A 13648-nucleotide genomic window follows, 5' to 3' on the forward strand; every position below is an offset into this window, starting at 1 on the left:
TAAGCATGACAGAAAAGAAAAAAATGTATGAAGTAGATTTGTATAAGCCAATTCAAAAGCATTTTGTCAAAGAAGGCTTTGAGGTGTACGGGGAAGTGAACGACTGCGATATTGCGATGGTGAAAGGTGAGTCGGTAGTTGTTGTAGAGCTAAAGCTTACCTTAAATGTTCAACTGCTCATTCAAGCGACAAAGCGGCAAAAACTTACGGACCTTGTTTATATAGCGATACCAAAGCCATCCTTTAGCAGGCGATCAAAACGTTGGACCGATTTGTGTCATTTAATTAAGCGTCTTGAGCTGGGCTTGATTGTAGTGTCATTCAATGGAAGAGAGAAAAGTGTGGAGGTTATGTTTGATCCAGTTCCGTTTGATCGAGCAAAAAGCATGCGTCAAAATAAAAGGAAGCGTGACGCATTGGTCAAAGAGATGGACGGTCGTTCATCTGATGTCAATCTCGGTGGCAGCAGCCGAGTAAAGATAAGAACTGCTTATAAAGAGAACTGCGTCCAAATTGCGTGTTATCTGGATAAGTTCGGACCTTTGTCGCCAAAGGCTTTGCGAGATTTAGGAACTGGAGAGAAAACCCCTTCCATTTTAACAAAGAACTATTACCGCTGGTTCGAACGGGTAAAGCGCGGGACATATATGATCAGTGAGAAAGGGAAGAAGGAACTTTGTGATCATAGCGAGCTTGTGGAGCACTTTTTGAAGAAAATGGATTGAGTTGGAGACTCTTCTGCACTTTAAAGTGGGAGGGTCTTTTATATGAATGGAGAAGGCTAGAGGCATATACTACCTTGGGAGGAGAACCTGAATATACCTGTATGGGGTATTCGAATTGGAAATCGGGCGGAAATTCAAGGTAATCGGGCGAAAATAGCGAGGAATCGGGCGGATATTTCAGTTTACGGGCGATTATAACGATTATCGGGCGATTTACAGGTACAATCGGGCGATTTACAGGTACAATCGGGCGATTCGTAATCTTCCACTTTATATTAAAGTGGTTTTCCAGCGCATACCCCCACCCTTGGTCCCCAGTCACTAACAATCAGGACTTTTGCACCTAAACAGAACACATGTTTTCTTGTAAAATAGCTAAAATGTGATGTTGCATAACCGAAGATTTAGAAAATAACAATACACGATCAACTCAGAACATCAGACAGAGGTGAAACAAAACATGAATGGAACTGCACATGCAGCCATAGGGGCAGCTACAGGTTTCGCAGTAGCAAACACGTTGCACACAACCCCGACTAACACTATTATATTAGTCAGCTTGGGGACCATATCAGGCCTTGTACCAGACCTTGATATTGACGGGAAGCTTCGAGGAAGAATAACGTTATCCCACAAAGTGACGAGATTAATTGCTCAAATCATAGGAACAATGATGGTCCTATACAGTTTATATGAAGGAACCCTAGAGGAAAAGTTGAGGGGAATAGGAATTGGAGCGCTTATGATTCTTATTTCTTCCTTCATAAAACAGAAACATATGCTGACTATCACTGGTGCGGGGGTTATTCTCGGAGGGGTTTCCCTGCAACAAATGTGGGTGATACTTTTTGGTGTCTATATCATAGTAGCTTCCTTGGTGTCCCACAGAAGTTATACCCACTCCCTACTTGGTGTGGCATTTTTCGCTTACATAGCTTTGAAGCTAGAACACTCCCTTTCTATCAATGGAATATTCTTTACATGCACCGTTTCCTATATATGCCACCTTGTCGCTGATTTAAAAGTATTACCCTTTAATAAAAGAGGGATTAGATTATTTCTCCCTTTGTCATCAAAGGAAATATGAAGAAGAAAGGGCCAACTCCTTAAATAGGATTTTGGCCCTTTTATTTATTAATACATTAATATCCTAGAAAAAATTGCTAGCCTTGTAGGTTCCTCATACATTTACAATTGAAATTTTTGCAGAATTGAATTTTATTTCGGTAAGATGGCCTATATAAGTCCGTTAGTAAAATGTTTGCGATAGAAAATATTAGAAAATATTTGGCACACATACTGTTAAAATAAACCTATTGACTAGTTCATATGTCACTGTATATTCTAAGGAATGGATTAATACTAGAGTATCCAAATTCGACCATCCTTTTCTCTTAATGGTATAATTAACTTAGATATTTTTGTGCGTGTTTAGCATCAAAAACCAATGAAAGTGGGAGTTGCGGTGAGCTTTAAGAAAAAACAATTTGTCGGGTTGGGAATTACAGTAGTTTCGCTTGTTTTACTATTGTCTGTAATTTTATTGATGACCAATTCCATGAAGACAAATATGCTGGAAATAGTAGAAGACAGGTATTACAAAGTCAACAAAGCGACTGATATTAGACAGTTGTTTTATGAAACAGACAGGCAGCTGCTGTTTGTAATTAATCGGGATTCTGCTGAGGATATTAATGATAATCTAGAAAATCTTGCTGAAAACAGGGAAGCTGTCAGAACCAACATCATTGAGTTGGAAGCAGTTCTAGAGCGGAGCGAAACAAAAGCGTTAATACGTAGTATTCAAGAACGTTACGATTCGTACTGGGTTATGGAACAACAAATCGTTTCCGAAATTAATAATGGTGCTTCCAATGAAGTCCTGCAAGACATCTATGTTTCTCAACTTGATACGAGAACAGCACTCCTGCAAGACATATCTGATTTTAAAGATATGCAGGAATCGTTTATGCAAGATACCTTGGCTAACGCTAATGAGACCTATCAAACTCTAATAATTATTATGGTTACTGCCGTCATCCTATCATTAATGGTAATTGTCTTGACTACACTTTGGGTAATTCGAAGCACCAACAGACGTCTAGATGAAGTGAAGAATGGAATTAAAGATATTAACTATACCGACCTATCTGTTTTGCCTAGATTGAGTACAGATATAAAGGATGAAATCGGAGAAATATCGGTAGCTTTTAATACGATGGCTTCGTCTATTGAAACCTATCATAAAAAAGAAAAACAGTTTACAGAAGAAATTGGTAGACAAAACTGGGTGCAAAAAAATTCTGCAGATATTATTAACCTCTATCATCGTAATGTTTCTACAGACTCGCTTGCAGAAAAGTTCATTGCAACCTTAACACCTCTCATGGATGCAAAGCTTGGTGCTTTTTATCTGTTGGATGGAGAAGGAAAAGAATCCTCATATCAAAAAATTGCGACCTATGCCGATGGTGCAGAAGATATTGGTGGAGAAGCATATAAGCTTCGTGAAGGCTTGGTAGGGCAATGTGCCTGGGACAAGAAGGTAATCCTTCTAGAGGATGTCCCAGAAGGTTATTCCGTCATTACGACAGGAATTGGCCATATTAAACCGAAGAGCATCATCATTGCTCCTGTCATTGTAAAAGATGAAGTAATTGCCGTGATTGAGATGGCGACACTGACAGAATTTACAAAGACACACCGCCAGCTTTTAAATAAAGTGCTTGAAACACTTGGTATTGCTATCACGAACATTTTAGGAAGAATGGAAGTCGAGCGTCTGTTACTTGAATCACAAGCGCAGACAGAAGAGCTCCAATCTCAATCGGAAGAGTTGCAGGCTCAGTCGGAAGAGCTTCAAACCCAATCAGAAGAGCTGCGAATGATTAATGAGCAGCTTGAAGAACGGTCCCGTGATGCGGAACAGAAATCTGCGGATCTTCAAACTGCAAAAACGGAGCTTGAAGAAAAAGCCAAACAGCTTCAACTAAGCTCTAAATATAAATCGGAGTTTTTGGCAAATATGTCCCACGAGCTAAGAACACCGCTGAATAGTATCTTACTTCTATCAGAAATGCTGGCGGAAGATCCGGAAGACCAATTGACAGATGAACAAAGAGAGTTCTCCCGTGTCATCAATTCTTCCGGGCAGGATTTGTTGAATCTGATAAATGATATTCTGGATCTTTCCAAGGTGGAAGTGAAAAAGTTAGAAGTGATGTTTGGGGAAGTGAACGTAGAAGAGTTCATTAACCGACTGGAGCTTCAGTTCACCCATATTGCCAAGCACAAAAAGCTGGATTACGAAATTAATCGTGGAAATCAGCTACCAGATGTATTTTTCACGGACGAACAGCGTCTTCAACAGATTGTAAAAAATTTGTTATCGAACGCTTTTAAGTTTACAGAAAAAGGGAAAGTATCCGTTAAAATTGAAAAAGCACTAAAAAGGGACCTTCTACGAGCGAAAGTAAATGTAAACGCGGATACGTGGTTGAAGATTTCTGTGGAAGATACCGGAATTGGCATTTCCAAGGACAAGCAGTCCCTTATTTTTGAAGCCTTCCATCAAGGTGATGGAGCGACTATGAGAAAATATGGTGGAACTGGACTTGGCCTTTCCATCTCCAAGGAATTCTCTAATCTTTTGGGGGGCAGTGTGTATGTAGAAAGCGAAGAGGGTGAAGGAAGTGTCTTCACTCTATTAATTCCTAGTCTGCCAAAAGGAATGCCTCAATTAAATGAAGTAGAGGCAGCGTGGCAGGAAGTAGCATCCACATCTGAAACCGATTTGTTGGAAGAGGAAAACATGGTTTTAGACATGGCTAGGAAAGAAGAAGTAAGTAGTGAATCGCAAACAATAGTGGAAGAAAATGATATTTCTAACATCTTAAAAGGGAAGACTGTTGTCGTGGTAGATGATGACCATCGAAACGTCTATGCCTTGAATAATGCATTGAACAAAGAGGATATGAACATCTTAACTGCAGAGAACGGATTGCAGTGTCTCGATATCCTCCATGAAACGGAACATGTTGATATCATTTTGATGGATATTATGATGCCGGTCATGGATGGATATAAAGCTATTAAAACAATACGTAACCTAGAAAAACATAAAGACGTTCCAATCATTGCTCTTACAGCAAAAGCGATGAAAGGGGATCGAGAGAAATGTCTGGAAGTGGGAGCTTCGGATTATATCAGCAAACCACTTAAACTTGATCAACTGTTATCTGCGATGCGAGTTTGGGTAGCAAAAAATTAGGTTATTGAAAAAAGGAACGGTTACGGTTCGTTGGCTGCGAGTAACCGTTCCTTTTTATAAGATTTGAGTTTTTGGAGGCAGGATCACAAGTGGACAAGCAAGACTTGGAATTAGAATTATTCTTAACCGCAGTTTATCGGCTTTCAGGGTTCGATTTTCGAAAATATATGAAGTCTTCCATTATGAGAAGAGTGGAAAATAGATTAAGGTTAGAAGGGTTAAAAAACATTACGGAACTGACAGAACGAGTAATACATCAAGAAGTATTTTTAAGAAAAATTTTAGATGATTTTTCTATTAATGTTACGGAGATGTTCCGTGATCCTTCTTTTTTCTTGTCCTTCCGAGAAAAAGTGATTCCTCTTTTAAGAGAATTACCGGAAATTCGTGTATGGCACGCAGGCTGTTCTTCGGGAGAGGAGGCCTACTCGATGGCCATTCTTTTAGAGGAGGAGGGAGTCGGCCATAAGTCCAAGATTTATGCAACAGACATGAATGAAAAGATTTTGGAGAAGGCACAAAAAGGGATCATTCCCCTGTCGAAAATGAAAACATATACGAAGAATTATATGCAAGCCGGTGGCAAAACGGCCTTTTCGGAATATTATCAATCTGATCATCAGTTTGCCTATATAAAGGAAAATCTCTTGAACAGGATCGTGTTTGCTCAGCATAACCTTGTGACAGACCGTTCGTTCAATGAGTTTCATATCATTGTTTGCCGTAATGTATTAATTTATTTCAATTTGGAGCTGCAATATAATGTGATTCAATTGTTTCAGGAGAGTCTTGGGGCTGAGGGGTTCCTTGGGCTTGGAAGCAAAGAGGCGTTACGTCTTGATTCCCATCCCGGTTTTGAAGAGTTTGATGTGTATGATAAGATTTATCGCAAAAAAAAGGAGAGCTTGGATTAATCCAGCTCTTCTTTTTTTGCATTTATCTCGCTTGTATCATAACGACGCACATGTCGTCTGAGGCTTGTTGTTGCATGTCTGCAGGTAAGACTAGGTTAATAGGTTCAGGGATGTTAGGTAGATCCCAGAGCTTTGAGGCGGATTTAATGAATTGAGGGTATTGATTCATGCCCACTTTCTCCATTGTTTCTACAACACCATCTGTATAAAGCATAATTTGAACGGATTCCTTATAAGTAATCTTCGTCTTCTTAACATCCACGGTCTCGAAGAACCCTAGGGCACATGTTCGATTAGATAGCTCCACTACTTCATCTTCGTCAATGAACGCAAAACCAGCGGGATGACCTGCATTTACATATTCCATTGATTTTTCATTTGTATCTATGACAAGGTAAATAGCTGTAAAATAATATGGAATTTGCTGATTCCTTAAATTGAGGGCATGCATCCAGCGATTTAATTCACTAATAACGAATTCAGGATCAGCGCAGCCTCTGATGGAGTCTCGCAGTACAGAGGAGATGAACATACATACTAAGGAAGCAGAAATTCCATGCCCCATCATGTCTAGCAGTATGACCGCATATCTCGAGTCATCGACCCTATACCAATAGTACATGTCCCCTGCTAGTTTATAAGCGGGAATGTAGGATGCCTTTACAGTGAATTTGTCTTCTGTGATTGGTTCGCTTAACAGACTATTCTGTACTTGCTGAGAAAGGTCCAATTGATTTTTAATTTTTTCTGCCTGTTTTTTATTCTTATCCTTCTCCTGTTTAAGTCGAAGAACCACCCGGATACGTGCCAATAGTTCCGTCTTATTAATTGGCTTCATGACATAGTCTAATCCACCTGCATCCAGGGCTTCTGCTACTTTATTAGAATCTTCTAATGCTGTGACAAAAATGACAGGTATATCTTTCAGGTGTGGAATGGTTTGAAGGGTTCTACAGGCTTCAATTCCATCAACTTCAGGCATCATAATATCCATTAAGATGATATCGATGGGCATCTGAGATGAAGCGGGATTATAATTATGTAAATATGTAAACATTTCATTAGCGGATGTGAAGGATAAGTAATCTTTGTAACCTGCTCTTTTTAAGATATTTTCTATAACGAATAAATTTACTTGGTTATCATCGACAATTAGTATGCCCATATTCTTTTTTCTCCTCTATCTTTCTAGAATAGTAAACACCCCACATATTAATACCCTTTTCCTATATAGATAAAACCTATTTCCAGGATATTTTTTCTGAATGCTTGAGCAGGTTTTGTCTGGCAGGTTAAAGGGTAGTTTGCTTGTTAGGAAGGTTCTCTAACAACTAACTCTAGAGGTGATGTAATGGAAACCACAGTTCGTTCCACAAAAGGTAAGTTGCTGACAAAGGAAGAAATGACAAATGAGAAAATTGTACCCAAATGGGTTGTGCAAGAATATAAGAATTTCAAGGAAGTAGTAACAAATAAAACATTTCCTTGTTATTTTGGAATGAGTGCAGAAAAGAAAGGGGAACTTCGCTATTCCTATATTAGTCATGAAAATTGGAGCCATTTGCCGGATACTTTAAAGGAGTTTAACGCCCTGTTTGATCCGGAGAAACCACTTGTACGACATGGTCTTTTTCTTTTTGTGGAGCCAGAGAAAGAAGAAAAAACTATTCCGTACTATCGTGAATACTTTTGGGATATATTGCAGTTTTTACATATGAAGGACGACCAGCCATGGCCTAAAGATTATCCTACAGATCCAGATCATCACCTGTGGTCTTTTTCCTTTGCAGAAGAGCCGTATTTCGTCTTCGGCAATGCTCCTGCCTACAAACAGAGAAAGACAAGAGATTTAGGAAACAGTCTCATCCTAGGGTTTCAGCCAAGAAGGATATTTGAAGGACTAGAAGGTACGTCAAAGGGTGGTATTATGTCGCGTGAGAAGGTAAGGGAGCGTGTGGAGAAATGGGATCAGCTCCCAACACATCCTAATATCAGTCACTACGGAGATCCAGACCATCGAGAATGGAAACAATATTTTATTGGAGACGATGTAAAACCTATCAAAGGTAACTGTCCTTTCTCCATGATGAAAAAATAAGTGGTATCCAACTAACATCTTTGTTGTTCAGAATATTTTATCTTCTACTAAAATTTTCTGGTATGATAGAAATAGATTATCCGAAAATAACGTAGAAGGTGGCTGGCAAGTATGGATGCTGCTCAGAGACTCATATTGTTTTTAGAAGAAAATCATGATCAATTTATCCGGAATTGGAGAAGGAAAAGTGTAATTTCGGAAAATGATATTTATAAAGAAGAAGTAGTGCGTAATGGCTTGCAAATGTATCAGTTAATTAAAAAGGCCATTAAAGATCCATTGACTGAAGAGGAAATCATTAAGCTCGCCAACAAGACAGCACATGAACGAGTCCAAGCCAATGTTAACATCAGTGAGTTCGTATTCAATGTGAATACGGGAAGAAGTGAGGTTGTTAAGTGGGTTTGGAATTCCGGTATTCCATCTGAGGAACTGCAACCTTTCATAGACCAGATCAATGCACTTTTTGATAAGTTTTCTTACCTGGCTGTTAGAAAATATACAGAGATTAAAGAAAAACAGCTGGAAGAAAAAGAGCTATATATCAATCAAACACATAAAGAGCGACTAACTATTCTGGGGCAAATGAGCTCAAGTTTTGTGCACGAGTTCAGAAACCCGTTAACATCTGTTATTGGATTCACAAGACTATTGCAGAACGAACTACCTGATCATCCTTATTTGGAGATTATGCGTCATGAATTGGATCAGCTTAATTATCGCATCTCTCAATTTTTACATGTCTCTAGAAAAGAGTTGATGGAGAGCAAACGAGAAGAGGTGAATTTATCCTTCCTATTGCAGGAATTGGTAGAATTCTTGTATCCTAGTTTACTTGATGGAGATGTAGTCATTCAACTGGATATTGATCCATCTATCAATTTGTTAGCTAATAAAGACGAATTAAGACAAGTTTTTCTTAATCTGATCATTAATTCAATAGATGCATTACAGCAGGAAGAAGTAGGATCACGCACTATTCAAGTAGTTTGTGTGGAAGATGGGGCATTTACCGAACTTTCCATCTCCAATAACGGACCAAAAATTGAAGAAGAAGCTATTCAAGCTATTTTTGAACCGTTCTTTACTACGAAGGATTTAGGTACAGGAATAGGACTGTATATCTGTAAAAAATTAATTGAAAAGCACGATGGTGAAATATTTTGTCAATCCAATGATGAAAAAACCAGCTTTGTTATACGATTGCCTAACACATTAAAACATGAAAAATCCTCCTAAGCAAAACGAGGCCTCTGAAAAACTGATATTAGATAGTATTTTGTGTATTTTGGAGCTGTGGATTGAAGCAAAAGGTGAAGACTCCTGAGGAAGATAGCGCTAGGTGGAGACCCCGCAGGAAAAGCCGAGGAGGCTCCACCAGCGCCCCTAGGAAAGCGAAGCCATTTGCGGAAATCCACAGCGGTGTCTAAACAACATCTGAACTCAAAGTCCTTTTCAGTGGCCTCTGCAAAACGCGGAGGATTTTTTGTGTTGACAAGCGTTAAAATATATATTATCTTAATAACAATACTTTAACACCTAAAAGCGTTTAAGCGTTTAAGTGTGTTAGCAAAACTTAGCCGAGTTGAGTTTAGTAAATAAATAGGTTGGTAGCTATGTATAAAAGTAGTTTTCCTTATTGCAGCAAAAAGAGACTGGATGGTTGGTGAAAATCCAGGCGTGATGGAAGATGAAGTACAATACATATTTTAACGGCTATCATAGCAGATGAGTGGGCAATTTATATGTTGCCAATTAGGGTGGTACCGCGGAGCTTCTTCGTCCCTTACTTTAGGGATGAGGAAGCTTTTTTGGTGCAAATTAACAGGTAGGAAAATTTACTTTTTTTGGAGGGAACATCATGGAGCAGCAAATACAGAAAGAAAAAATAAACATTAGCGGCCTTGCAGCTCTTTGTTTGATTAGCAGCATCATCGCAATCATTTCTATCTCATTATTTATTTTTAAGGCAGAGCCTCATATACCGATTTTTGCGAGTATTATGGTATTGATTTTATTTTCCTTAATTAAAGGACATTCTTGGGACTTTATTGAAACTGGATTAAAAAATGGTTTAAAAGAAGGTCTTACGCCGATTTTATTATTTATTCTCATTGGAATTTTAATTGGGGTGTGGATGCTGGCTGGTACAATACCGACATTCATCTACTATGGAGGTCAGCTCATTTCCGCACAATTTTTCCTTCCTAGTGTGTTTATCATTACAGCGATCATCGGGATTAGCATTGGTAGCTCTTTTACTACTGCTGCAACGGTGGGAGTTGCGTTTATCGCGCTTGGGACAGGCATGGGATTCGATCCTGCTTTAGTGGCAGGAGCCATTATTTCAGGAGCTCTTTTAGGAGATAAAATGTCGCCTCTATCAGATACTACGAATATTGCCTCTGCGGTATGCAAGGTAGATTTGTTTGAACATATCCGCCATATGCTGTGGACAACCATTCCTGCAACGATTATTTGCTTGGTGGTATTTGGACTTTTCTCAACTGGTAACGGTGGTGGGCAGGTAGGGGATTTTGCAGAGTTGCCTAAGGTATTAAAAGAAGAAGGCATGGTAAGCATTTGGGCTTTAATACCGGCTGTTGTCATGTTTGGAGTAGCCCTAAAACGTGTACCTGCAATTTTTGTCATGATGGTCGGCATTGTCATTGGTGCAGTGATGGCTTTCGTTCTTCAACCTGGCGTTCAAGTTGGACAACTTATGGATGTTATGCAAAATGGATATACCGGGGCAACAGGCGACGAAGCGATAGACAGCATATTGACAAAGGGCGGAATCCAAAGCATGATGTGGTCGGTATCTCTTGTGTTACTTACCTTAAGCATGGGAGGATTGATTCAACAGCTGCGAGTGATGGAACGATTGCTAGTGATGATCCAATCATTTGTATCGTCCACAGGAAAGCTGATTTTCGCAACGGTTGCAACAGCAATTGGAGTAAATGTAACTGTTGGAGAGCAGTATATGTCTATCATATTAACCGGCCAAGCCTTCCAAAGTGAATATGAGAAGCAAGGAATTGCACCTAAAAATTTAGCACGAGTCCTAGAGGATGCGGGAACTGTTATCAATCCATTAATTCCATACGGAGTCAGTGGTGTGTTCATGGCAGGGGTGCTTGAAGTGCCTGTGTTGGATTACTTGCCGTTTGCCCTGTTTTGCTTAGTCAGTCCGTTATTAAGTCTGTTTTATGGGTTTACAGGAATTAGTATTAGGAAAAGAGAACAAGTTAAGGGGTAAGGTGATAAAAGAGCTAGCAGTCAACAGGACTGCTAGCTCTTTCTCTTAAATGATATAAAATTAAATAATACGGTTGATTTCCGTTCCAGGCGCTTCGCTTGCCTGCGGGCGGTCCGTGAGCCTCCTCGGCTTGCGCCTGCGGGGTCTCACCAGTCCCTTCCTCCCGCGGGCGTCATCGCGCCTTGCACTCCAATCAAAGGGAAATTCCATTCAATGTACGATTAATAAAAAAGCACTCTCAATTAGTTAACTGTAAAACATAAAGATTAAGTATTTATACTTTCCAGCTGTGGATTGGAGCAAAAGGCGAAGACTCCTCGAAAATACTACGCATTTTCTTCGTGCGATGCATCGCTGCCGAAGCCTTCCTTGTCCTGAGGGAGATAGCGGTAGCTTGAGACCCCTCAAGCGTTGCGAGGAGGCTCAAGCATCGCCCCTAGGAAAGCGAAGCCATTTGCGGAAAGGAACAGCGGCGATTAAAGAATCGTCAAAAGTTTTAAGCTTTAAAAGGAACAGACGTATTTGCCCGATTATTCTTGAAATCGTCAATATTGCAACCGGTCGATTTCTGCAAATAACGGTTTATTTTTATTATATAGCTCACGGTAGAGGTGGTAATATTCTTCATACATTGCCACATTACGAACAGTAGGCAATACCTCATGCTTAATTGGAATGTATGATTTAATGGCTTCAAGGGACTCTACTTCTCCAAGTGCAAACATGCCAAACCAGGCAGCACCCCACGCAGTAGCATGGGTACTTTCCGGTAAGATGACCGTTTTGCGGAAAATATCTGCTGTCATCTGTACCCATAGAGGCGATCGAGCATAGCTACCACTGACCACCAGTTTTTTTGTAGGATGTGTGTTTTCGTGAAGTTTTTCATGAATCTCATACATGTTGAAGATAACACTTTCCATCACGCTGCGAATCATGTCTGCACTAGTGTGCGAAAGGGTGAGGCCCATCCAGCCCCCCTTTGCTTTAGCGTTCCATTTTGGAGCACGTTCTCCGTTCAGGTATGGCAGGAAAAATAGCCCGTTAGCTCCTGCGCTTGAAGTTGAAGCAAGTGCTTCAAGATCAGACACTTCTACTGTTTCCTTTTTTGTTAAGGAAGAGAATTGTCTTGCTAGCCACTGCATGAGAATCGTACCATTGTTGGTTGCGCCGCCGACTATACGACGTTCTTTCGTAAACGCATATTGAAAGGTGCGTTGTTCCACATCAATCGTTTTTTGGGTGGTGAATCTTCGAATAGCCCCACTGCTACCAATCGTTAATGCGGTTTCTCCTTCTTCCGTAGCACCAACCCCAATATTGGCAAGCACACCGCCACTTGCCCCAATAATAATAGGTGTAGATGTATGTAGTAACATTTCTTTTGCGATAGCAGCTGTAAGTGGTCCAACTTGTGTGGAACAGGGGACCACTTTTGAGAGTTGAGACTCATTTACTCCGGCTATGGCAAGTGCTTCTTCATCCCAACGGAGTGTATGAATGTTGAATAGTCCGGTCGCAGAGGCGATAGAATAATCTACTTGCCAGGTCTTGCACCATTTATATAAAATATATTCTTTTATTGAAACAAAGCGAGTTGCTTCATAATACGGTGTATATTGATTCTCTTTCATCCAAACAAGCTTCACAAAAGGTGACATGGGATGAATAGGCGTTCCAGTTTGCTCATATATGTCTTGACCGTAAGACTCCTTCATAATGGCAGCCTGTGGATAGCTTCTGCCGTCAGCCCAAGTTATCATGGGGGAAATTGGTTCGTTATTATCACCGATACAGATCAAACTATGCATTGGAGCAGAAATACTTAGACCAATAATATCGTGGGGTGCGATTCTTAATTTCCTAATAGAAGTGGAGATGGCCAGACGTGCAGCACTCTCTATCTCCATGGGATTTTGTTCCGAATAACTAGGTTTTGGACGGTAGGTGGAATAGGCATGTTCTGACTCAGAGATCACTTCTCCACTTCTATTGAAAATGACAGACCTAGTTGTAGAGGTGCCAATATCCAATCCAATTATGTAGTTACTCATTATGTGCCACACCTCGCTTTATAATAGTATCTTTATTTTAATCGTTGTGAGTAGTTGATATCAATCAGTTTAGAAAAGATAATAATTATATTAGTATAAGTAATACGTGAACGGTTTCTTGATGTTTAATGGTTCAAAAGTCACACTTATATTCAGTTGTGCACAGTCAATTCCCATGATAGACGGGATATACACATGTTTATCCACATTATCAACAACATTCTGAAAATTTATCCACAAAATACTATTCGAAATTGAATGATTTATTTATATTGATATAAAAGGTTTTACAGGTGTGTACTTTTTGTTAACTAAATAAATATTG

General features: G+C 39.7%; 9 protein-coding genes. 7 read left to right on the forward strand and 2 right to left on the reverse strand.

From position 1 onward, the window contains the following. The first annotated feature begins 5 nt into the window (after positions 1 to 5). The 4 genes from HC179_RS05265 to HC179_RS05280 all read left to right on the forward strand — a co-directional run bounded on the left by HC179_RS05265 (position 6) and on the right by HC179_RS05280 (position 5909). Complete coding sequence (locus tag HC179_RS05265) at positions 6 to 725, forward strand: DUF2161 domain-containing phosphodiesterase (RefSeq protein ID WP_168863380.1); 720 nt, start codon at positions 6 to 8, stop codon at positions 723 to 725. A 460-nt stretch (positions 726 to 1185) separates the two neighbouring features. After that, positions 1186 to 1812 (forward strand): metal-dependent hydrolase, encoded by a 627-nt coding sequence (locus tag HC179_RS05270; RefSeq protein ID WP_168863381.1) that lies wholly within the window; start codon positions 1186 to 1188, stop codon positions 1810 to 1812. 378 nt (positions 1813 to 2190) lie between these two features. Beyond that, the gene (locus HC179_RS05275; RefSeq protein WP_168863382.1) at positions 2191 to 4995 is read left to right on the forward strand and encodes an ATP-binding protein; all 2805 of its coding nucleotides are present in this window, start codon (positions 2191 to 2193) and stop codon (positions 4993 to 4995) included. 89 nt (positions 4996 to 5084) lie between these two features. Continuing rightward, positions 5085 to 5909 (forward strand): CheR family methyltransferase, encoded by an 825-nt coding sequence (locus HC179_RS05280; protein WP_168863383.1) that lies wholly within the window; start codon positions 5085 to 5087, stop codon positions 5907 to 5909. A gap of 22 nt (positions 5910 to 5931) precedes the next feature. Here the strand turns inward: HC179_RS05280 and HC179_RS05285 are convergent, their stop codons facing one another. Beyond that, a complete protein-coding gene (locus HC179_RS05285; RefSeq protein ID WP_168863384.1) occupies positions 5932 to 7074 on the reverse strand; it encodes a fused response regulator/phosphatase in 1143 nt (380 codons plus the stop codon). Positions 7075 to 7260: 186 nt separating this feature from the next. On the opposite strand from HC179_RS05285, the gene HC179_RS05290 reads away from it, so the two are divergent. From HC179_RS05290 to nhaC, 3 genes are all read left to right on the forward strand, one after another. Next, positions 7261 to 8007, forward strand: a complete 747-nt coding sequence (locus HC179_RS05290) for a YqcI/YcgG family protein (protein WP_168863385.1) — start codon at positions 7261 to 7263, stop codon at positions 8005 to 8007. 111 nt (positions 8008 to 8118) lie between these two features. Further along, the gene (locus tag HC179_RS05295; RefSeq protein ID WP_168863386.1) at positions 8119 to 9246 is read left to right on the forward strand and encodes a sensor histidine kinase; all 1128 of its coding nucleotides are present in this window, start codon (positions 8119 to 8121) and stop codon (positions 9244 to 9246) included. Between the two features lie 622 nt (positions 9247 to 9868). Further along, positions 9869 to 11269 carry a Na+/H+ antiporter NhaC gene (nhaC, locus tag HC179_RS05300; RefSeq protein ID WP_168863387.1) on the forward strand — a complete coding sequence of 467 codons (1401 nt, stop codon included), beginning with the start codon at positions 9869 to 9871 and terminating at the stop codon, positions 11267 to 11269. A gap of 545 nt (positions 11270 to 11814) precedes the next feature. Here nhaC and HC179_RS05305 read toward each other — a convergent pair. Then, on the reverse strand, positions 11815 to 13323 hold the full coding sequence (locus HC179_RS05305) for a gluconokinase (protein WP_168863388.1): 1509 nt from the start codon (positions 13321 to 13323) through the stop codon (positions 11815 to 11817). Positions 13324 to 13648: the final 325 nt, after the last annotated feature.

Source organism: Bacillus sp. RO1, assembly GCF_012524115.1.
Classification (GTDB): domain Bacteria; phylum Bacillota; class Bacilli; order Bacillales; family Bacillaceae_I; genus Sutcliffiella_A.

Excerpts from the sequence above, each read along its gene's own strand:
- HC179_RS05265 (WP_168863380.1), top strand. The coding sequence starts at position 6 with ATGACAGAAAAGAAAAAAATGTATGAAGTAGATTTGTATAAGCCAATT.
- HC179_RS05270 (WP_168863381.1), top strand. The coding sequence starts at position 1,186 with ATGAATGGAACTGCACATGCAGCCATAGGGGCAGCTACAGGTTTCGCA.
- HC179_RS05285 (WP_168863384.1), bottom strand. The coding sequence starts at position 7,074 with ATGGGCATACTAATTGTCGATGATAACCAAGTAAATTTATTCGTTATA.
- HC179_RS05290 (WP_168863385.1), top strand. The coding sequence starts at position 7,261 with ATGGAAACCACAGTTCGTTCCACAAAAGGTAAGTTGCTGACAAAGGAA.
- HC179_RS05295 (WP_168863386.1), top strand. The coding sequence starts at position 8,119 with ATGGATGCTGCTCAGAGACTCATATTGTTTTTAGAAGAAAATCATGAT.
- nhaC (WP_168863387.1), top strand. The coding sequence starts at position 9,869 with ATGGAGCAGCAAATACAGAAAGAAAAAATAAACATTAGCGGCCTTGCA.
- HC179_RS05305 (WP_168863388.1), bottom strand. The coding sequence starts at position 13,323 with ATGAGTAACTACATAATTGGATTGGATATTGGCACCTCTACAACTAGG.